Genomic DNA, 20,561 nt, shown 5'->3' with positions numbered 1-20,561 from the left:
CGGTCGCTTTCCTTGTTTATTTCCCCTGCTGTTCAAGCCACTTAGCTTCTGCTTCAGCCATGCGGATATAATTCGGTACAAACTGGTGAACATCGACTTCAGTCTTATCAAGACCAAGGAATGCCAGTTCGCTTGGTCTTGAGTTATATGACTGTACCGGAGCAAATACAGCTAATTCGCCTAAAGCTTCCGTAATTGCATCCCGGTGGATGTCCACATCTTGACCAACGAATAAAACGGGACGATTTAATTCCATCAATTGATTCGCCCACTCAGAGGATAAAATATTACAATCTTCAATGACTGTCTTTAAAGAGTTATTTTCCATTTCATATAATCCAGTATAAATCTGCCCTCTTCTAGCATCGAACAACGGAGAGATCAACCCGTTAAAATAACGTCCATTAGCTGCTAAAACCTCTAAGCTGGAAACACCCGATAACGGAATCTGAAGTGTCCAGGCCAAGCTTTTTGCAATCGTCACTCCAATCCTGACGCCTGTATAGGATCCTGGGCCTTGAGCGACCACTATCTTAGTCAAATCCTTCGGTTTAGTATCACAATCCCTCAGCAGTGTTTCAATTGCTGGCATAACCCGCACCGAATGATTTTTCTTTAGGTTCGTCGTATACTCACCAATTACTTGGCTCCCGTTTACCAGGGAAACCCCTAATGTGAAATTCGATGTATCTATAGCTAAAACCTTCATCAAATAATCTCCTTACATAACTTTACATATCGTTCGCCTTTGGCTTCCAGAACAAATCGCCGGCTTGTATCGCTCAGGCGATAAATATAAATGGTCAAGATTTCCTCCGGAAGGTGATCCTTTATTAAATGGGCCCATTCAACGACAGTCACACCATCACCATCAAAATATTCTTCAAATCCTAAATCTTCTTCCGATTCACTTACCCGATATACATCCATATGATGTAAAGGCAAACGTCCCATGTATTCCTTTATTATCGTAAAGGTAGGGCTATTCACCATTCTGGTAACACCTAATCCTTGAGCCAATCCTTTTGTGAATGCCGTCTTCCCTGCACCCAAATCACCTTCTAAAGCCAGCACATCGCCGCTTGAAAGCTTTTGTGCCAATTCCTGCGCAAATCGCACTGTTTCTTCCTCATTCTGAGAAATCCATTCAACCTGTTGCATATATCAATCACCTTTATCATTATTAGGAAAACGTCCTAAAGTTCATGTCAAGAACCATAAACGAAATATTATGGAACAAAAACCATTCTATATGTAGTTTACCTTGTTTCAAAAGAAGAAACAAATAAGTTAAGGACATAATTATTCTAATTTCGGATAAAACAAAAAAACGAAACCTGGGTTTCGTTTTTTTCATGATTGCGGGGACAGGATTTGAACCTGCGACCTTCGGGTTATGAGCCCGACGAGCTACCGGACTGCTCCACCCCGCGACGGTATAAATGCTTCTTTTATAAAAATAGTATTCCCGATTACTCAAAAAGAATACAAAGATTATAGCTTGGCGACGTCCTACTCTCACAGGGGGAAACCCCCAACTACCATCGGCGCTGAAGAGCTTAACTGCCGTGTTCGGAATGGGAACGGGTGTGACCTCTTCGCTATCGTCACCAAACATTTAATCTTTTTTTGCACATTTACTATCATAACATGTATGAAATCAAAATGCAAGAAGAAATTTTCATTCCTTCAAAACTAGATAATAATAAGAAGGTATTTCATTTTTTTAAAGCGTTGGTTAAGTCCTCGATCTATTAGTATCAGTCAGCTCCACATGTCGCCACGCTTCCACCTCTGACCTATCAACCTGATCATCTTTCAGGGATCTTACTAGCTTGCGCCATGGGAAATCTCATCTTGAGGGGGGCTTCATGCTTAGATGCTTTCAGCACTTATCCCGTCCGCACGTAGCTACCCAGCTATGCCTTTGGCAAGACAACTGGTACACCAGCGGTGCGTCCATCCCGGTCCTCTCGTACTAAGGACAGCTCCTCTCAAATTTCCTGCGCCCGCGACGGATAGGGACCGAACTGTCTCACGACGTTCTGAACCCAGCTCGCGTACCGCTTTAATGGGCGAACAGCCCAACCCTTGGGACCGACTACAGCCCCAGGATGCGATGAGCCGACATCGAGGTGCCAAACCTCCCCGTCGATGTGGACTCTTGGGGGAGATAAGCCTGTTATCCCCGGGGTAGCTTTTATCCGTTGAGCGATGGCCCTTCCATGCGGAACCACCGGATCACTAAGCCCGACTTTCGTCCCTGCTCGACTTGTAGGTCTCGCAGTCAAGCTCCCTTGTGCCTTTACACTCTACGAATGATTTCCAACCATTCTGAGGGAACCTTTGGGCGCCTCCGTTACTCTTTAGGAGGCGACCGCCCCAGTCAAACTGCCCACCTGACACTGTCTCCCACCCCGATAAGGGGCGCGGGTTAGAATTTCAATACAGCCAGGGTAGTATCCCACCAACGCCTCCACCGAAGCTAGCGCTCCGGCTTCTCAGGCTCCTACCTATCCTGTACAAGCTGTACCAAAATTCAATATCAGGCTGCAGTAAAGCTCCACGGGGTCTTTCCGTCCTGTCGCGGGTAACCTGCATCTTCACAGGTACTATAATTTCACCGAGTCTCTCGTTGAGACAGTGCCCAGATCGTTACACCTTTCGTGCGGGTCGGAACTTACCCGACAAGGAATTTCGCTACCTTAGGACCGTTATAGTTACGGCCGCCGTTTACTGGGGCTTCGGTTCAAAGCTTCGCTTGCGCTAACCTCTCCCCTTAACCTTCCAGCACCGGGCAGGTGTCAGCCCCTATACTTCGCCTTGCGGCTTCGCAGAGACCTGTGTTTTTGCTAAACAGTCGCCTGGGCCTATTCACTGCGGCTTTTCTGGGCTATTCACCCTAAAAAGCACCCCTTCTCCCGAAGTTACGGGGTCATTTTGCCGAGTTCCTTAACGAGAGTTCTCTCGCACACCTTAGGATTCTCTCCTCGCCTACCTGTGTCGGTTTGCGGTACGGGCACCTTACATCTCACTAGAGGCTTTTCTTGGCAGCGTGGAATCAGGAACTTCGGTACTATATTTCCCTCGCCATCACAGCTCCGCCTTAATGGAAACGGGATTTGCCTCGTTTCCGGCCTAACTGCTTGGACGCGCATATCCAACAGCGCGCTTACCCTATCCTTCTGCGTCCCCCATCGTTCAAACGATGTATAGGTGGTACAGGAATATCAACCTGTTGTCCATCGCCTACGCCTTTCGGCCTCGGCTTAGGTCCCGACTAACCCTGAGCGGACGAGCCTTCCTCAGGAAACCTTAGGCATTCGGTGGAAGGGATTCTCACCCTTCTTTCGCTACTCATACCGGCATTCTCACTTCTAAGCGCTCCACCAGTCCTTCCGGTCTGACTTCAACGCCCTTAGAACGCTCTCCTACCACTGACACCCAATGGTGTCAATCCACAGCTTCGGTGATACGTTTAGCCCCGGTACATTTTCGGCGCGGAGTCACTCGACCAGTGAGCTATTACGCACTCTTTAAATGGTGGCTGCTTCTAAGCCAACATCCTGGTTGTCTAAGCAACTCCACATCCTTTTCCACTTAACGTATACTTTGGGACCTTAGCTGGTGGTCTGGGCTGTTTCCCTTTCGACTACGGATCTTATCACTCGCAGTCTGACTCCCAAGAATAAGTATTTGGCATTCGGAGTTTGACTGAATTCGGTAACCCGTTGGGGGCCCCTAGTCCAATCAGTGCTCTACCTCCAATACTCTCATCTTGAGGCTAGCCCTAAAGCTATTTCGGAGAGAACCAGCTATCTCCAGGTTCGATTGGAATTTCTCCGCTACCCACACCTCATCCCCGCACTTTTCAACGTGCGTGGGTTCGGGCCTCCATTCAGTGTTACCTGAACTTCACCCTGGACATGGGTAGATCACCTGGTTTCGGGTCTACGACCTCATACTCATTCGCCCTATTCAGACTCGCTTTCGCTGCGGCTCCGTCTTATCAACTTAACCTCGCATGAAATCGTAACTCGCCGGTTCATTCTACAAAAGGCACGCCATTACCCATTAACGGGCTTTGACTACTTGTAGGCACACGGTTTCAGGATCTATTTCACTCCCCTTCCGGGGTGCTTTTCACCTTTCCCTCACGGTACTGGTTCACTATCGGTCACTAGGGAGTATTTAGCCTTGGGAGATGGTCCTCCCTGCTTCCGACGGGATTTCTCGTGTCCCGCCGTACTCAGGATCCACTCAGGAGGGAACGAAGTTTCAACTACAGGGTTTTTACCTTCTTCGACGGACCTTTCCAGGTCGCTTCATTTACCCCGTTCCTTTGTAACTCCATGTTGAGTGTCCTACAACCCCAAGAGGCAAGCCTCTTGGTTTGGGCTAATTCCGTTTCGCTCGCCGCTACTCAGGAAATCGCGTTTGCTTTCTCTTCCTCCGGGTACTTAGATGTTTCAGTTCCCCGGGTCTGCCTTCAGTACCCTATGTATTCAGGTAAAGATACTGTTCCATTACGAACAGTGGGTTTCCCCATTCGGAAATCTCCGGATCAAAGCTTACTTACAGCTCCCCGAAGCATATCGGTGTTAGTCCCGTCCTTCATCGGCTCCTAGTGCCAAGGCATCCACCGTGCGCCCTTTCTAACTTAACCGTTAAAAAAGATCTTACAGATGCTTTGAAAAAAATTAATTGCCTTCTATCTATTATCTAGTTTTCAAGGAACAATGCAGAAAGAATGACATCACATCGTGATGCTTGTCTTTCCTATTTGAATGAATTACTCATTCAAAACTGAACAAAACAAAAGCGCTCTCGTAATTATCCTTAGAAAGGAGGTGATCCAGCCGCACCTTCCGATACGGCTACCTTGTTACGACTTCACCCCAATCATCTGTCCCACCTTAGGCGGCTGGCTCCATAAAGGTTACCTCACCGACTTCGGGTGTTACAAACTCTCGTGGTGTGACGGGCGGTGTGTACAAGGCCCGGGAACGTATTCACCGCGGCATGCTGATCCGCGATTACTAGCGATTCCGGCTTCATGCAGGCGAGTTGCAGCCTGCAATCCGAACTGAGAATGGCTTTATGGGATTCGCTTACCTTCGCAGGTTTGCAGCCCTTTGTACCATCCATTGTAGCACGTGTGTAGCCCAGGTCATAAGGGGCATGATGATTTGACGTCATCCCCACCTTCCTCCGGTTTGTCACCGGCAGTCACCTTAGAGTGCCCAACTGAATGCTGGCAACTAAGATCAAGGGTTGCGCTCGTTGCGGGACTTAACCCAACATCTCACGACACGAGCTGACGACAACCATGCACCACCTGTCACTCTGTCCCCCGAAGGGGAAAGCCCTATCTCTAGGGTTGTCAGAGGATGTCAAGACCTGGTAAGGTTCTTCGCGTTGCTTCGAATTAAACCACATGCTCCACCGCTTGTGCGGGCCCCCGTCAATTCCTTTGAGTTTCAGCCTTGCGGCCGTACTCCCCAGGCGGAGTGCTTAATGCGTTAGCTGCAGCACTAAAGGGCGGAAACCCTCTAACACTTAGCACTCATCGTTTACGGCGTGGACTACCAGGGTATCTAATCCTGTTTGCTCCCCACGCTTTCGCGCCTCAGTGTCAGTTACAGACCAGAAAGTCGCCTTCGCCACTGGTGTTCCTCCAAATCTCTACGCATTTCACCGCTACACTTGGAATTCCACTTTCCTCTTCTGCACTCAAGTCCCCCAGTTTCCAATGACCCTCCACGGTTGAGCCGTGGGCTTTCACATCAGACTTAAGGAACCACCTGCGCGCGCTTTACGCCCAATAATTCCGGACAACGCTTGCCACCTACGTATTACCGCGGCTGCTGGCACGTAGTTAGCCGTGGCTTTCTGGTTAGGTACCGTCAAGGTACCAGCAGTTACTCTGGTACTTGTTCTTCCCTAACAACAGAACTTTACGACCCGAAGGCCTTCTTCGTTCACGCGGCGTTGCTCCGTCAGACTTTCGTCCATTGCGGAAGATTCCCTACTGCTGCCTCCCGTAGGAGTCTGGGCCGTGTCTCAGTCCCAGTGTGGCCGATCACCCTCTCAGGTCGGCTACGCATCGTCGCCTTGGTGAGCCATTACCTCACCAACTAGCTAATGCGCCGCGGGCCCATCTATAAGTGACAGCGTAAACCGTCTTTCCATCTTCTCTCATGCGAGAAAAGAACGTATCCGGTATTAGCTCCGGTTTCCCGAAGTTATCCCAGTCTTATAGGCAGGTTGCCCACGTGTTACTCACCCGTCCGCCGCTAACCTCAGGGAGCAAGCTCCCGTCGATTCGCTCGACTTGCATGTATTAGGCACGCCGCCAGCGTTCGTCCTGAGCCAGGATCAAACTCTCCGAAGAAATGTTTGACTTGCTCATTTGCTTTTTTGATAGTGTGTGCTCACTTAAAATTTAACGTTGGCGCTTTGTTTTGTTCAGTTTTCAAAGAGCAATAATGGAGCGGGTGAAGAGAATCGAACTCTCATCATCAGCTTGGAAGGCTGAGGTTTTACCACTAAACTACACCCGCATTTAATTTTTAAATATTTTAAGAAAGAATGGTCGGGAAGACAGGATTCGAACCTGCGACCCCTTGGTCCCAAACCAAGTGCTCTACCAAGCTGAGCTACTTCCCGTAAAATATGGTGCGCCCGGCGGGAGTCGAACCTACAACCTTCTGATTCGTAGTCAGATGCTCTATCCAATTGAGCTACGGGCGCTAATTTCTATGATGTTATTGGTGCGGCCGAGAGGAGTCGAACCTCCACGGGGTCTCCCCCACTAGGCCCTCAACCTAGCGCGTCTGCCATTCCGCCACGACCGCGAAAGCGACTTTGTAAGTTTAACACCTTTTCAACTTGATGTCAAGAAGAAAATATCAGTGCGGGTGAAGGGACTTGAACCCCCACGCCTTGCGGCGCCAGATCCTAAGTCTGGTGCGTCTGCCAATTCCGCCACACCCGCGAAAACAAATGGTGAGCCATGAAGGATTCGAACCTTCGACCCTCTGATTAAAAGTCAGATGCTCTACCAACTGAGCTAATGGCTCTAAATAAAATGGCTGGGCTAGAAGGGATCGAACCTTCGCATGACGGAATCAAAATCCGTTGCCTTACCGCTTGGCTATAGCCCAATAAACAATTACTAATTATTAATTAACAGCCAGGATAATATTATATCACGATAATATTATTTTAGCAAGTGTTTTTAAAAAAAAATGGCGGTCCCGACGGGAATCGAACCCGCGATCTCCTGCGTGACAGGCAGGCATGTTAACCGCTACACCACGGGACCAACATGATAATGTATAAGAAAGTGACCCATACGGGATTCGAACCCGTGTTACCGCCGTGAAAGGGCGGTGTCTTAACCGCTTGACCAATGGGCCTTGATAAAATATGCAGCTGGCGGAGAAGGAGGGATTTGAACCCTCGCGCCGCTTACGCGACCTACACCCTTAGCAGGGGCGCCTCTTCAGCCTCTTGAGTACTTCCCCAAAAAAATGGCTCCGCAGGTAGGACTCGAACCTACGACCGTTCGGTTAACAGCCGAATGCTCTACCACTGAGCTACTGCGGAATAATGAAAATTGGGTTCCTTTTTTACGCTCAAGGACCTTAGTGTTTGTCGTTAAGACAAGTTGTTATCTTGTCGACTCTTATGATTATAAAGAGGTTACAACTTAAAGTCAAGAGTTCTTTTGTATTTTTTTATAATTTTGTTATTCACTCCTTAAACCCTTGGTAAATCAATGATCCACGGCATTTACCACAAACGAAACGGGTCGTGTCGATTCGTTTTCTTCTTATATATACCTGCTGACAGTCTTCACATTTATATTGAATAGTATTCATCTTTTTCTTTAATTGGTTAGATGGCAGCGGCTCGCAAAATCTTGGTGCTCCCACTATTTTGAGTAAATGTTTAAAGTCCGCATCACGATGCTGGTACCCCTTCTTCTCGATGTGCAAATGATAATGACACAATTCATGCTTAATGATTCCAATGATTTCTTCCACACCGCGTTCATCAAGATACTTCTTATTGATTTCTATATTGTGTGAACGAAGCAAGTATCGTCCTCCTGTTGTTCGGAGACGCGGATTAAAAATGGCTTTGTGTTTAAATGTCTTTTTAAAGTCTTTCATCGAAATTTCTTCTACTAGTTTTTGCAATTGCCGATTATCCATTTCCCCCTCCCTTTCTTTGGTAACATGACAACCCATTATAACATAGACTAATAATACAATAGGAAACTAAGGGAGGAAAAGCTATGCCTAATTGGTTCCAGAATCAAATCCGCAAAGCCTTTTATGAAAAGGATTATTATCAAGTGAAGATGTTGAATCAATGTTGGTTTTTTTATCAAAAGAAAGAAAGTCTCAGGGTATAAATCCAACTGTGCTCCAAATATAAATGCATCGCTTCAAAAAAAACTCCTTCTAATATAGAAGGAGCTTACCACAGGCTAGTTTTGATCCTTTGGCTCGAGCATCGTTAAAGATACCCTTTGCTTTTTGGGGTCAACCAATTCGACCCAAACCGTCACAACATCCCCAACGGCAACTACATCCAATGGGTGTTTTACAAACCGGTTGCTCAGTTTAGAAATATGCACCAGTCCATCCTGTTTGACACCGATGTCCACAAACGCACCGAAGTCCACAACATTCCTCACTGTACCTTGTAATTCCATCCCAGTTTGCAGATCCTCCATTTTTAGTACATCCTGCTTAAGCAGTGGTTTTGATAATTCATCGCGAGGATCTCTTCCCGGTTTCATCAAATCTTCTATGATATCTTTAATCGTAATTTCCCCAATTTCCAATTCATCGACCAAATCAGCCGGATTCAGTTTACCTAACTCTTCATTCAATGCGTTACTGCCTAAATCTTCAGATGTAAATCCCATTTTCTTTAATAATTTATTCACGGCACTATAGTTCTCAGGGTGTATCGCAGTTTGATCCAAAGGTTCATTTCCATTAATGATACGTAAGAACCCTATACATTGTTCATATGTTTTAGCACCAAGCCGGGGAATTTTCTTTAATTCCTTCCTGCTTGAAAACTTCCCTTCCTCTTCCCTTTTCTTCACAATATTTTGAGCAACCGACTTTGATAAACCAGCTACATATTGTAATAGAGACGATGAAGCGGTATTGACATTCACTCCCACTTGGTTAACAGCTGTTTCCACTACAAAGGTGAGGGATTCCGTTAACTTTTTCTGGGACACATCATGTTGATACTGCCCTACCCCTACGGATTGGGGGTCAATTTTAACAAGTTCAGCAAGGGGATCTTGAAGCCTTCTTCCTATCGAAACTGCACTTCTCTGTTCTACTTGAAGATCCGGAAACTCTTCACGGGCTATATCCGAGGCTGAATAAACGCTGGCACCCGCTTCATTAACAATTATATATGATATATTCCCTTCCACTTCTTTTATAGTATCTGCGATGAATTGCTCTGATTCACGCGATGCCGTACCATTGCCGATTGCCACGATCTCAACCGAGAACCGCTGAAGTATTTCGATCGTTTTTTCACGGGCAGCATTAAGCTTCGCAGCAGGCGGATGCGGATAGATCACACTGATATCGAGTACCTTTCCGGTTTCATCGATGACAGCCAACTTACACCCAGTCCGATATGCCGGATCTAAGGCTAGGACCACTTTCCCTTTAAGCGGGGGCTGCAAGAGCAGGTTCCTGAGGTTTTCAGAGAAAATATGGATAGCCTGATCCTCAGCTTTTTCCGTCAGCTCTTTTCTGATTTCCCGTTCTACAGAAGGCATGATCAAACGTTTGAGCCCATCCTCAATCGCAGATTTAAGAACCACCTGGGCCTCAGATTTGTTATTTTTAATGATTTTCCGTTCCAGATGACCAATGATGATTTCAGTCCGAGGATGAATGGAGATTCGTATAACCTCTTCCTTTTCACCTCTATTCAGTGCCAACACCCGATGCGGCACGATTCTTTGAACCGGCTCCTCATATTCATAGTACATCTCGAAGATTTTCTTCTCATCCTTTTCTTCATTTTTCACGGTTGAAACCACTTTTCCAGCCTTGAAAATTTCAGCCCTTATCCACTTCCTTAATTCTGCATCATCGGAAATATGTTCAGCTATGATATCCTGCGCTCCCGCAATAGCCTCTTCAATAGATGAAACTTCTTTTTCTGCCGATATGAATTCTGCAGCTTTTTCACTAACCCGAGCATGCAATTGACATTCCAAAAGCCAATTAGCCAATGGTTCAAGACCCTTTTCTTTAGCGACCGTTGCTTTCGTTCTCCTTTTTTGTTTGAACGGCCTGTATAAATCCTCGACTTCCTGCAGTTTTGTAGCTTTTTCGATTTGTCTTGTTAATTCTTCCGTCAATTTCCCTTGTTCACCAATCGAACGCGTTACTTCCGCTTTCCTCTGGCCAAGGTTTTCTAGATAGTTCCACCTTTCCATAATGGAACGAATCTGCACTTCATCAAGTGAACCCGTCATTTCTTTTCTATACCGGGCAATAAAGGGGACAGTATTACCCTCTTGAAGCATCTGTATGACGTTTTGGACTTGATGATTTTTTAAAGTCAGCTCATTTGATATTTGTTTAATCAACTCTTTTAATGTATCTTCTACAACGATCATTATGTCTACCTCCAACGTTTTGATCTGATATATATAGTCTAGCAAATGAGGGATGAAGTTGCGAATTCCATACAAAAAAGCTTACCTCCGAATTACGGCGAAAGTAAGCTTCCTAAAATGAACGTTGTATCATCTGCAGTTAATGGACTGCTTGCTAATATGCATTGGGCGTTCTTATCGATAGGGACCAGCCTTTTCAAAAAGGATTTAGCTCCCTTAAGTTCCAAACCATCTGAATGAAGAATGAATTTTGCATTTGGTTCATATTTGTATCTCTGCGTCCTGTATTTTTGTTTCCTTCCTGATAAATACCCTGTAACAGGTAAAGGGTAAACGAGTTTATCGTCACTGGGGTTATACAGGAAAAAGCGGATGTTACCAACTGAACTGTATACAAATTCATTCTTGTCATAAAAAATCTTCAAAATGGAAACGGCTGCTCCCCGCTTATTGACCAAAACTTGATTGCACACTGCCATTAGGGATTCAACATCCAACTCATGATTTCGTTTAACTTCCTCGATGACGGCATGGGAGGAATCGTAAGCATTTTTCCCGCTGCCCAGACCATCTGCCAATACACAGACAAAGTATTCTTTCGTATGAAGAAAAAAGTAATCATCACCACAATAAACCATCCCGTTTTTAGACGATTGCGAGACAAGGACTTCTATTTTTTCTCCCCTCAGAATATCTTTGATCACTGAATTAACTCCGAGTTTTCAGCATTAATGGCTTCTTGAAGCTTTTTGATCGCGCGGCGCTGAAGCCTTGAGACATGCATTTGGGAAATCCCCAGTTTATCGCCCGCTTCTTTCTGGCTTAAATTCTCTAAATAAGTATGTTGAATGATCATCTTTTCACGGTCACTCAGCACATGGAGTACCTTTTCAAGTACAAGTCTCTGATTGACCTTTTCAAAACCTTCATCGACATTCCCGAATATATCAAGCAATGTGACAGTACCCCCATCAGAATCCGCCTCAATAGAGTGATCCACGGATAAAGCTTGATAGCTTTTTCCCATTTCCATCGCCTCTAAAACTTCTTCTTCAGTCACGCCTATACTGTCGGCTATTTCATCTATTCTTGGTGAACGATGCAGGGTTGTAGTTAATTCCTCGACAGTCACCCTGATTTTCGGACCAAGTTCCTTAATTCTCCTTGGTACATGGACACTCCATGTTTTGTCACGCAGGAACCGTTTGATTTCGCCGATTATAGTAGGGACAGCAAATGCCTCAAAGCTCTTACCGAAAGATTCATCATATCGGCGAATGGCACCTAACAAACCAATCATGCCGACTTGGGAGATATCCTCCTGGAATGATTTACCTTTCGCATACTTACGGGAGATTGTTTCAACCAAACTTTTATAATGGATGACTAGATTGCTCTGTGCTTCCTCATCTTGATTCTGCTGGTAAGCCCTAATCCATTCATTTACCTGTTCTCTTTGTGCCTGGTTAGGTTGAGACTGTTTTTGCATCCATCTCCACCTGCTCTCCTTCTAAAAACTTAGTCATAAATACTGTAACCCCATCATGCTGATGAATTTTCACATCATCCATCAGAGTTTCAATAAGGTAAAGACCCAAGCCTCCTTCTCTCAAAAGTTCGACTTTTTGTCCATTTTCGTATGGTCCGATCCCTTGACGGACCTCTTCGAAATTACAGCTCTTACCACTATCAGAAACCATGACCTCCAAGCGGTCAGGATAAAGGCCGAAACTTACTTTCACTTCACCTTTTTCAGAATCTTTATATGCATGCTGTACCGCATTTGTACAAGCCTCACTTGTAGCGATTTTCAAATCCTCAATTTCATCATACGCAAATCCCATCCGGCTTCCTATCCCAGAAAGCGTTAAACGAATGACACCGATGAATTCTGGTTTTGCAGGTATTTTCATTTCGATGTAATCATATACTTGACTCATTCTAACCCACCCTCTGTACCACTTTTTATATCAATGATATCTGCAAGACCTGTAATATCAAATAAACGTCGTAACCTTTCTGATAAGCCAACTAAAGTGAATTCGCCATTATGTGCCCTTACACTTTTGAAAGCACCGACAAACACCCCAAGTCCCGTACTATCCATATAAGAAACTTCAGTTAAATCAATAGTAATCGAAACATTATCCTTCTCCGAAATCGGAAATAGTGATTCCCTTAATTTCGGGGCAGTATATGCATCGATTTCACCTTTTAGTTTTACAATAAATTCAGAATTCAATTCATTAACATCTACAGTTATATTCATCAATGACCCACCTCTTCAAATCCTCTTCATTCCTATATCTATACCCAGCAGAAAAAATACTAAACATTTGATTTTAAAATTATTAATGTAAAATCATCCCTCAGCTGGAAGTTCTGCATTTTCTCCAATTGTTTATATATATTATTCACCATTTCCTGGGCTTGCAAATGCATATTCTTTTTAATGAAACCAATAAGTGTTTCCCTTTCTATGAACCCATCATTCGTCCGGCACTCCGTTACTCCGTCAGATAATAAAATGATCATGTCTCCATGATTCACCGTTTTTTCATATTGGCGATACCTTGTTTTTTTATCGACTCCAAGCAACAAGCCCTTTGCATCCAAATCGCTAAAAGTACCCGTTGCGGCGTCATAGTAAAAACCAGGTTCATGTCCGGCTGAAGCATAGGAGAATTGCCTGTCATGCGGATCATATAAGCCATAGAACATGGTTATGAACATGCTTGGATCCACATTATGCTCTACAACACGGTTCAGGCTCTCAAGCACACTCTTCGGTTCATGACGATGCTCCGGAAGACTGTCCATCGCATATTTGATCATCGACATGCACAATGCAGCAGGAATCCCCTTTCCAATGACATCGGCTATTCCTACCCCTAACCGCTCATTTTCATCTTGGACGAAGTGATAGTAATCCCCGTTCATCTGCCTCGCCGGAACACTGATTGCTCCAATTTCAAGAGCTTTGATATCAGGGATTTTCGTTTCCAAAAGAGTATGTTGAACATTTGCCGCTATCTCGATTTCCGTTTTCAGTTCCTGCTGCTGATGTCTAAGGCTTTGATGCTCACGGTATGCAATGCCATAGCCCATCATGACTTCTAACAGAAAATCAAAAGAATCCAATACTTTTCCCGGTAATTCCGGGTAAAGTTCCATCAAGTTATTTTTATGCATACTGATGATTTCTTCTGGAGATATATTGTATTTGATATGTAGGCGGCTAATCTTTTGCCCTTGGTAGAGTGCCTGCTCATTTTTGTCTTTAAGATAAGTAGAAAGCGCCTCATGATACTTTTTCTCCATGTTCTCCCTAATATCCATAGTCCCCCCCTAACGGAGCCATTTCGTTGCGATAATCTTAGTCCCTTCACCTGGTATCGATTCAATATCAAAGTCATCCATTAAACGTTTGGCTCCAGGAAGTCCTGCACCCAGTCCCCCCGAGGTGGTATATCCATCTTCCATGACTCTGCGGATATCCTCAATTCCCGGCCCTTGGTCCTCTGCAATGATTTTCAATCCTGACTTCCCATTTATATTTAGCTTTTCTATGCTAACACTGCCTTGTCCAGCATATAGGTATATGTTTCGGGCCAATTCGCTAATGGCCGTCGTGATCCTGGCCTGGTCTACAGTACCGAACCCCAGCTCTTTAGCGACATTTCTTCCGAGCTGCCTTGCAGCTACGATGTCCCATTCATTTATGATTTTTACGCAGGATTGGAACTCCATTCTTTAATCCCCCAATTCCTGTTGTAATTTCTCCAGGCCTTTCTCTAAGTCTAATGCTGTCAGAACATCTTCGAGACTAATTCCCAGTTCAATTAATGTTATTGCAACAGCAGGCTGGATCCCCGTAATTACAACTTTGGCCCCCATAAGCTTAGACATGCTAAAGACATCGCCTAATACCTTTGCGATAAAAGAATCAATAAAATCTATTGAGGTAATATCTATGACAACGCCATTCGCGCTTGTTTCATGAATCTTATGCAGTAAATCCTCTTGGAATTGAAGGGCTGTCACATCATCCAATTCCCACTGTATAGATACTAACAAGCAGTCATAAAGCTTTAATATCGGAATCCTCATACTTATCCCTCCACCTTTACGATCTTACGGCTCGTTAATTCCAACGCAACTTCTATCCCTTTTTTCAATGTATTTTTTGTAATCACTTCATTTAAATTAATTCCAAGATTAACTATGGTTTGGGCTATTTCAGGGCGGATGCCGCAGAGTATACATTTGGCGCCCACCAATCGGACCGCTTCCGCAGCTTGAATGATATGATGGGCAACCATCGTATCCACTACCGGCACGCCCGTTATATCAATAAGAACAACTTCAGATCTATGCTTAACCACGCCAGTCAACAGGTTTTCCATTATCTGTTTGGCACGTTCCGTATCAATCGTACCAATCAGCGGCATTACCGTAATGCCTTCCAATACAGGAATGAGCGGAGCCGAAAGTTCTTGCAACGCTATTTTTTGCATGGAAACCGTTCTTTCCCAAGTTTGAGTATATATATTGACTATTTCATTATTTATTGGTGTGGCCCATTTATCCAAATGATTAACAAGATTGACTTGATTATCAGGAGTAACCAGGCCCTTTTCCACCATTCCATTAATGACAATTAGTGTGAATTTATGAAGTCCTTCATTGACGAAAGTAAGAGGCCATCCCAATTGGACGACTTTCTCGGCAAAATCAGAAAGCTTCAATGTGAATTCCTTGGTTTTACTATCAACGTTCGTGATGATCATATCTATAAATTCACTGCTCGTTTGCGTGAACATTCGATCTGAGACGACTTTAATTAATCTTTCATCCGTACTTTCCTTCATGATGCCCATCCACTCAGTAAGGATGTAATCCTGATTTTGCTTAATAAAATCGTAAACCAATTGATTCATAATATCCTCCCATTCTAACACAAATGCTATGTTTCCCCTGTCCTCGTCACAAGGATGTTAACTAACTGTAATCTTATTCCCATCTGGATTTTATTGGAGTTCCCCCACTACAATTTTGCTTTTTTTAAGTAGTTACAACATAAATACATACCCAAAATTCAAGTAAGAAAAACATCAATTAAAGAAAAGTTAGGGAGATACTATAAAAACAAAGAACGTTCTATTCAATATCTAACTGTATAATGTTTTTATTCGTCAATTTTCTCATATTTCCTGCTGATGTTTTATGGACATATGTTGATGTTATTGTTATTTCACAAAAAAACACGATTCCCGCATTTGCAGGAATCGTGCCATCTAAAATAGCATAAGGAATGATTTGTATTATAATAACGCCCGGTTTAACGGGAAAAATTTTCTTTAAAACTCAATGAGGCCTAAACTGATTTGCAAAGCTTCATTGACTTTTTGCATCATCGGTTCGTCAAGATGCGTAATTTTATCAGTTAAACGCTGCTTATCAATTGTCCGGATCTGTTCTAATAAAATGACGGAATCTCGCTCGAATCCGTATTTTTTTGCATTAATCTCAACATGTGTAGGCAATTTCGCTTTTTGAATTTGAGCTGTAATGGCTGCCACGATCACAGTCGGACTAAAGCGATTACCAATATCGTTTTGTAAAATTAGTACCGGACGGGTCCCACCCTGCTCTGAACCAACCACCGGGGAAAGGTCTGCGAAGTATACGTCACCACGCTTAACAACAATCAATGGCTCAGCCTCCGCTAACTAATCGTTCAACGCAATGACCAGCCTCGAATTCAGCCTGGAAGGCTTCAGAAGCAATCGTTAAATTAATGGCCGCCATTTCAATATAACCGCGTTTCATCGATTCACGAAACTCTTTCTTTTTACGTTCGCGAAGATACATTTTTGTGGCACGATAAATAAATTCACTGCGATTCACATTTTCCTCACTCGCATACCCATCTAACTCTGTTAAAAAATTTTGAGGTAATCGAATTAATATCTCTCTTGTTGCGCTGGATTCAGACACAAACATACACCTCCACCATCACTACACACCTTTATTATATATCCTTTTCAATATTACCATTAAATTGCCTATCTGCAAAGAGTATATTCTATTCTAAATCTTATTATCAGCATAATAAAGGAAATCTTATTCACAATCTTAGGATTTTTTTACAATCCGGTCATTCCAAAATGAAATTACGTACATGATTCATCTGATTGTCTTTAATATATATGCGGGGCACTCTTGCTGCTATCATACATGTTACCTCATAGTTGATCGTTTCCAGTTTTGCCGCTATCTCATCGACAGTGATCGATTCATCGCCATCATTCCCCATTAATGTAACCTCTGTTCCTACTGGGTATGGTCCAGGCAGCTTGATCATGCATTGATCCATGCAAATCCTTCCGACTATGGGTACTCTTTTTCCATCCACAAGAACTTCCTGACCTTGAAGCTTACGGATCCAGCCGTCAGCATAACCGATTGGCAAAGTCCCAATCCATTCATCACCTTCAGCCGTATAAGTAGCCCCATAACTAACGCTTTCACCCTTGGAAAGCTGTTTAACCGCGACCATCTTCGTTCTCAATGATATAGCCTGTTTTAATGGAAATGGCAATATCGGCTTCATTTCCATGGAGGGACTCAAACCATACATGGAAATCCCCATTCTTATTGCATTCCATTCTGGATCGGTGAACCTTAAAGAAGCTGCACTATTGGCTGCATGAACATATTCCGGCTTTCTGGTCAATTTTGAAAGCATTCCTTTAAAGAAAGCAAGCTGCTTTTCATAAAAGTCGGTCTTTATTTCATCCGCCGTCGCGAAATGAGTGAATATCCCTTGGAAATTGAAACAAACTTCCCTCTCAAGCAAACTTTCCACTTTTATGAGTTGTCCTATATCCCGAATGCCGATTCTCCCCATGCCGCTATCCACTTTTACATGGATTTGCAAAACTTGTCCCGGTTTCAACAAATCCTTTGCCTTCTCCAACCACGCTACATCGAAAACCGTCAAGGAAATCCCATACTCGGCAGCAAGCGCTGCACTTTCAGGCCTCGATGCCCCAAGTACAAGAATCGGAGCCAATATTCCCTTTTTCCGCAAGGCGAGAGCCTCATCCAAAAAAGCGACACTTAAAAAATCCGCCCCCGCTTCAAGCGCCGTTTTAGCCACTTCATAGTCCCCGTGTCCATAAGCATTCGCTTTAACGACAGCGAAAAGACTAACACCTTTTCTTAAACTTTTTTTCATTGAAGAAATATTTTCAAAAATACTATCCAAATTTACTTCTGCCCATGTATCTCGATGAAATGTTTTCGTTTCCAAGACCTTTTCCTTCTTTCCTACACTCACAATAAGATTCTTCCCAGTAGCGAAGTTTTCGTTCCATTATAGGACCATTCTATAACCAACGGCTAGAAATATAAAGTGCTTTTTCACCTTGTTTCTAATTTACCTAGCTGCCAGCCGAAATCAAATGGAAGGATTAAAAATGTCAACAAGCTGCTTTCCCGCCTATCCTACCTAGAAGAAACCTTCATAAGGAGACGGGAAACATCAGCTTGTTATGTAATCCTATTTGACTGGATTTTCCCCAACCGAACGGGCGACTTCTATCATTTCTTCCTGTGTCAAATCCTTTGATGCAATCATATAATCGACACCTTCAAAAGTCCAAGCAATCGTATTTCCTGTCATGGCTCCAACAGTATAACCCAAATCAACCGGTTCTCCATTCACATTCGTCGAAACGGATGTTTGAACTACCTCAGCCTTTTCCTGGACCAATGTAAAACTTTTTGTACCCTCATAGGTCAAAACGACACGCTCTCCCTTTTCCGTCGTAATTTCTTTTTCTTCCGTTAAATTCATATTACCAATATTTTCAGGGTATTTCACCGCAAACCCCTCATTTTGGACTTCTGCCATAACAGGCGCTTCAAGTTGTGCACTTGTCATGTTTTTCTTCATATCAAATGAATCTTTATCGAAAGTCGTATTGAATTTAACTTTTGAGAATTCAACAAGAACCAATGCAGTCTTATCGGGGTCCATGACTTTTACACTGACTGGAGATAAATCTTTTTTGTTTATAGTAATCTCTTGATATGGCAACATTTTATTGTTTTGGTAGCGCGTTTTCGTTTCAAAGACATAATGTTTATCCGTTTCTTTATATGTTGCACTTTTATCTTCCGTAATGTCTTTCACCAACGACTCGAACAAATAGGCCTGACTGCTGTTCTCCGGCCACTCGCTTTGAAATTTAAAACTTTTATTCAAAGCTGGCGTCAAAACATATACACCATCATCATTTTTCAATATCATCTGGCTTTGATCCTTCTCTTCATTTTTCAGATTTACGCGGTAGAAAGAAGGGTCCTTATGCCAAATCTCCACTTTATACACTTGAGGCTCCGTCCCCATTTTTAATGTCATCTTCGCGTTAGCTTTATATCCCTTCATTTCGCCAAGCTTCTCATTCAATTCACTCACTACGTCACTCTGTGATTTTTGGCCGCAAGCAGAAAGAGCAAGCAAGAGCATGATCCCTGCAAAAAGCATTACCATCTTCTTCATCTTTTCAACCCCTTTTTGTCATTTGAACGTAAAAGGGAGAGGAAAAGGCAGGATTCGGACATTGGCTCGACTGATGTCTTAGATTCCTCAGTATTTTAGACACGGACCAATTCTAAGATCCGGCTAAAAACTTTTCGAGAGCACCTACTCTGCCATGTACCTTTTACCGGGCCTTGTCTCCCTATAGCACTAAATGTATATGAGACAACCTTAAGGTTTATGACCCGATTGGACAAAACTCCATTCACCCTTCAATTACGACTTGCGCAACCGCATAATCCCTGCTGTGGCTAATCGAAAGATGGACCCCTTCAGAAAACGGCTTCGAAATCATCGGCTTTCCTTTATCATCCGAGATGATTTCAATATCCAAAAAGGATAAGTGCTTACCGATCCCTGTTCCGTTCGCTTTTGAAAAAGCCTCCTTTGCCGCAAAACGCCCAGCAAAATACTCGACCTTCCTTCTTCCATTTAACTTTTCGAAAATCAAAATTTCACTTTCTGTTAATATACGCTCCTTTAAACGGGGCTGCCGATTAATCAATGTTTCCATTCTATCCAGCTCAGTAATGTCCACGCCTATACCTTTAATCACTTTGACACCTCTTCTATTCATTTAATAAGTTGCATATCATTAGGAGGACTCTTTTACCTGAAAATGATAATATTGTATCTAATTAAAAACGATAATAAGGAGGAATTTATGTTTACAAGAACAGAAGGCTTCCGCGAATACACAAATTCATATCGAGCTGTAACTGTGCTCATACTCATGATGATGATTGCATTCGTTCTCGTCCTTTTCCCCATATTTCCCGGCAATGTACTCTTTCATTATGGCACAGGTGTTAACTTATACATCGCTGATGGACAATGGTGGCGTTTAATCACCCCCATCTTTCTACATAGCACGTTTACACATTTACTGTTTAATGGATTCTCACTTGCCATCTTTGGTCCATTCCTAGAGAACTTACTTGGCACCGTCAAGTTTTCAATCTTCTTTTTATCGACAGGACTCCTTGCGAATATCGCAACCTTCCTAATTAACCCACTGACATATAACCACGTTGGGGCTAGCGGAGCAATTTTCGGTTTACTCGGATTCTTTCTATATCTTGTCCTGTTCAATAAAACCAATTTTACGAACAACGAAAGAAATACAGTATATACACTGACCGGAATTGCCGTCATCATGACTTTCATTCAACCGCAAGTTAACGTTGTCGGTCATTTGGCTGGACTGGCAACCGGCTTTTTAACAGCTCCATTATACTTAAGAAAAAAATGGTAGGACAAACAGCC

General features: G+C 43.5%; 19 protein-coding genes, 12 tRNA genes and 3 rRNA genes. 2 read left to right on the top strand and 32 right to left on the bottom strand.

What is annotated here, in order from left to right; all coding sequences use genetic code 11:
• Positions 1 to 16: 16 nt before the first annotated feature.
• The 18 genes from tsaB to JNUCC41_RS10460 form a co-directional block, all read right to left on the bottom strand.
• A complete protein-coding gene (gene tsaB / locus JNUCC41_RS10545) occupies positions 17 to 709 on the bottom strand; it encodes a tRNA (adenosine(37)-N6)-threonylcarbamoyltransferase complex dimerization subunit type 1 TsaB (RefSeq protein WP_192207537.1) in 693 nt (230 codons plus the stop codon).
• Positions 709 to 1,161 carry a tRNA (adenosine(37)-N6)-threonylcarbamoyltransferase complex ATPase subunit type 1 TsaE gene (gene tsaE / locus JNUCC41_RS10540; RefSeq protein WP_192207536.1) on the bottom strand — a complete coding sequence of 151 codons (453 nt, stop codon included), beginning with the start codon at positions 1,159 to 1,161 and terminating at the stop codon, positions 709 to 711. The genes tsaB and tsaE overlap by 1 nt, the downstream gene beginning before the upstream one ends.
• Positions 1,162 to 1,359: 198 nt before the next feature.
• Positions 1,360 to 1,433 (bottom strand) — tRNA-Met (locus tag JNUCC41_RS10535).
• A gap of 66 nt (positions 1,434 to 1,499) precedes the next feature.
• Positions 1,500 to 1,615, bottom strand: a 5S ribosomal RNA gene (gene rrf / locus JNUCC41_RS10530).
• Positions 1,616 to 1,734: 119 nt separating this feature from the next.
• Positions 1,735 to 4,666 (bottom strand): 23S ribosomal RNA (locus JNUCC41_RS10525).
• Positions 4,667 to 4,843: 177 nt separating this feature from the next.
• A 16S ribosomal RNA gene (locus JNUCC41_RS10520) occupies positions 4,844 to 6,394 on the bottom strand.
• Together the 16S, 23S and 5S rRNA genes with 12 tRNA genes alongside form the textbook arrangement of a ribosomal RNA operon.
• 95 nt (positions 6,395 to 6,489) lie before the next feature.
• A tRNA-Gly gene (locus JNUCC41_RS10515) sits at positions 6,490 to 6,563 on the bottom strand.
• A 29-nt stretch (positions 6,564 to 6,592) separates the two neighbouring features.
• Positions 6,593 to 6,669 (bottom strand) — tRNA-Pro (locus JNUCC41_RS10510).
• Between the two features lie 7 nt (positions 6,670 to 6,676).
• Positions 6,677 to 6,753: transfer RNA gene (locus JNUCC41_RS10505), tRNA-Arg, on the bottom strand.
• 18 nt (positions 6,754 to 6,771) lie between these two features.
• Positions 6,772 to 6,857 (bottom strand) — tRNA-Leu (locus JNUCC41_RS10500).
• A gap of 58 nt (positions 6,858 to 6,915) precedes the next feature.
• Positions 6,916 to 6,997 (bottom strand) — tRNA-Leu (locus JNUCC41_RS10495).
• A 9-nt stretch (positions 6,998 to 7,006) separates the two neighbouring features.
• Positions 7,007 to 7,082, bottom strand: a tRNA-Lys gene (locus tag JNUCC41_RS10490).
• Between the two features lie 9 nt (positions 7,083 to 7,091).
• Positions 7,092 to 7,166, bottom strand: a tRNA-Gln gene (locus JNUCC41_RS10485).
• An 85-nt stretch (positions 7,167 to 7,251) separates the two neighbouring features.
• A tRNA-Asp gene (locus JNUCC41_RS10480) sits at positions 7,252 to 7,327 on the bottom strand.
• 22 nt (positions 7,328 to 7,349) lie between these two features.
• Positions 7,350 to 7,421 (bottom strand) — tRNA-Glu (locus JNUCC41_RS10475).
• A 17-nt stretch (positions 7,422 to 7,438) separates the two neighbouring features.
• Positions 7,439 to 7,529, bottom strand: a tRNA-Ser gene (locus JNUCC41_RS10470).
• A gap of 7 nt (positions 7,530 to 7,536) precedes the next feature.
• A tRNA-Asn gene (locus JNUCC41_RS10465) sits at positions 7,537 to 7,611 on the bottom strand.
• A gap of 146 nt (positions 7,612 to 7,757) precedes the next feature.
• On the bottom strand, positions 7,758 to 8,222 hold the full coding sequence (locus JNUCC41_RS10460; RefSeq protein WP_192207535.1) for a SprT family protein: 465 nt from the start codon (positions 8,220 to 8,222) through the stop codon (positions 7,758 to 7,760).
• 83 nt (positions 8,223 to 8,305) lie between these two features.
• Here JNUCC41_RS10460 and cmpA point away from each other — a divergent pair, with 83 nt between their 5' ends.
• On the top strand, positions 8,306 to 8,425 hold the full coding sequence (gene cmpA, locus JNUCC41_RS10455) for a cortex morphogenetic protein CmpA (RefSeq protein WP_098372179.1): 120 nt from the start codon (positions 8,306 to 8,308) through the stop codon (positions 8,423 to 8,425).
• A 75-nt stretch (positions 8,426 to 8,500) separates the two neighbouring features.
• On the opposite strand, the gene JNUCC41_RS10450 is transcribed toward cmpA, so the two are convergent.
• The 14 genes from JNUCC41_RS10450 to acpS all read right to left on the bottom strand — a co-directional run bounded on the left by JNUCC41_RS10450 (position 8,501) and on the right by acpS (position 19,851).
• Complete coding sequence (locus JNUCC41_RS10450; protein WP_192207534.1) at positions 8,501 to 10,684, bottom strand: Tex family protein; 2,184 nt, start codon at positions 10,682 to 10,684, stop codon at positions 8,501 to 8,503.
• Positions 10,685 to 10,776: 92 nt separating this feature from the next.
• Positions 10,777 to 11,388, bottom strand: a complete 612-nt coding sequence (locus tag JNUCC41_RS10445; RefSeq protein ID WP_228467594.1) for a PP2C family serine/threonine-protein phosphatase — start codon at positions 11,386 to 11,388, stop codon at positions 10,777 to 10,779.
• Complete coding sequence (sigB, locus tag JNUCC41_RS10440) at positions 11,385 to 12,173, bottom strand: RNA polymerase sigma factor SigB (RefSeq protein WP_034306363.1); 789 nt, start codon at positions 12,171 to 12,173, stop codon at positions 11,385 to 11,387. The genes JNUCC41_RS10445 and sigB overlap by 4 nt, the downstream gene beginning before the upstream one ends.
• Complete coding sequence (gene rsbW, locus JNUCC41_RS10435; protein ID WP_098372177.1) at positions 12,151 to 12,624, bottom strand: anti-sigma B factor RsbW; 474 nt, start codon at positions 12,622 to 12,624, stop codon at positions 12,151 to 12,153. The genes sigB and rsbW overlap by 23 nt, the downstream gene beginning before the upstream one ends.
• Positions 12,621 to 12,953: an anti-sigma factor antagonist gene (locus tag JNUCC41_RS10430; protein WP_192207533.1), complete on the bottom strand. Its 333-nt coding sequence runs from the start codon at positions 12,951 to 12,953 to the stop codon at positions 12,621 to 12,623. The genes rsbW and JNUCC41_RS10430 overlap by 4 nt, the downstream gene beginning before the upstream one ends.
• Positions 12,954 to 13,012: 59 nt before the next feature.
• Positions 13,013 to 14,023, bottom strand: coding sequence for a PP2C family protein-serine/threonine phosphatase (locus JNUCC41_RS10425; protein WP_192207532.1), 1,011 nt, complete (start codon positions 14,021 to 14,023; stop codon positions 13,013 to 13,015).
• Positions 14,024 to 14,032: 9 nt separating this feature from the next.
• Entirely contained in the window at positions 14,033 to 14,434 is a 402-nt protein-coding gene (locus JNUCC41_RS10420) for an anti-sigma regulatory factor (protein ID WP_048682056.1), read from the bottom strand.
• Between the two features lie 3 nt (positions 14,435 to 14,437).
• On the bottom strand, positions 14,438 to 14,794 hold the full coding sequence (locus JNUCC41_RS10415) for an STAS domain-containing protein (RefSeq protein ID WP_076373142.1): 357 nt from the start codon (positions 14,792 to 14,794) through the stop codon (positions 14,438 to 14,440).
• A 2-nt stretch (positions 14,795 to 14,796) separates the two neighbouring features.
• A complete protein-coding gene (locus JNUCC41_RS10410; protein WP_192207531.1) occupies positions 14,797 to 15,624 on the bottom strand; it encodes an RsbT co-antagonist protein RsbRA in 828 nt (275 codons plus the stop codon).
• Positions 15,625 to 16,044: 420 nt separating this feature from the next.
• A complete protein-coding gene (locus JNUCC41_RS10405) occupies positions 16,045 to 16,395 on the bottom strand; it encodes a type II toxin-antitoxin system PemK/MazF family toxin (RefSeq protein WP_034306610.1) in 351 nt (116 codons plus the stop codon).
• Between the two features lie 7 nt (positions 16,396 to 16,402).
• Entirely contained in the window at positions 16,403 to 16,684 is a 282-nt protein-coding gene (locus JNUCC41_RS10400) for a CopG family ribbon-helix-helix protein (RefSeq protein WP_034306380.1), read from the bottom strand.
• 160 nt (positions 16,685 to 16,844) lie between these two features.
• Complete coding sequence (alr, locus tag JNUCC41_RS10395) at positions 16,845 to 18,029, bottom strand: alanine racemase (protein WP_228467593.1); 1,185 nt, start codon at positions 18,027 to 18,029, stop codon at positions 16,845 to 16,847.
• A gap of 222 nt (positions 18,030 to 18,251) precedes the next feature.
• On the bottom strand, positions 18,252 to 19,256 hold the full coding sequence (locus JNUCC41_RS10390) for a LolA family protein (RefSeq protein ID WP_192207530.1): 1,005 nt from the start codon (positions 19,254 to 19,256) through the stop codon (positions 18,252 to 18,254).
• 244 nt (positions 19,257 to 19,500) lie between these two features.
• The gene (gene acpS / locus JNUCC41_RS10385; RefSeq protein WP_192207529.1) at positions 19,501 to 19,851 is read right to left on the bottom strand and encodes a holo-ACP synthase; all 351 of its coding nucleotides are present in this window, start codon (positions 19,849 to 19,851) and stop codon (positions 19,501 to 19,503) included.
• Between the two features lie 108 nt (positions 19,852 to 19,959).
• Between acpS and JNUCC41_RS10380 the strand changes: the two genes are divergently transcribed.
• Positions 19,960 to 20,550 carry a rhomboid family intramembrane serine protease gene (locus tag JNUCC41_RS10380; protein ID WP_192207528.1) on the top strand — a complete coding sequence of 197 codons (591 nt, stop codon included), beginning with the start codon at positions 19,960 to 19,962 and terminating at the stop codon, positions 20,548 to 20,550.
• Positions 20,551 to 20,561: the final 11 nt, after the last annotated feature.

Origin of the sequence: Brevibacillus sp. JNUCC-41, from assembly GCF_014844095.1 — a bacterium.
Lineage (GTDB): Bacteria > Bacillota > Bacilli > Bacillales > DSM-1321 > Peribacillus > Peribacillus aracenensis.
Note: the sequence above shows the minus strand (reverse complement) of the source record. Positions and strands in the feature narration are given on the sequence as shown.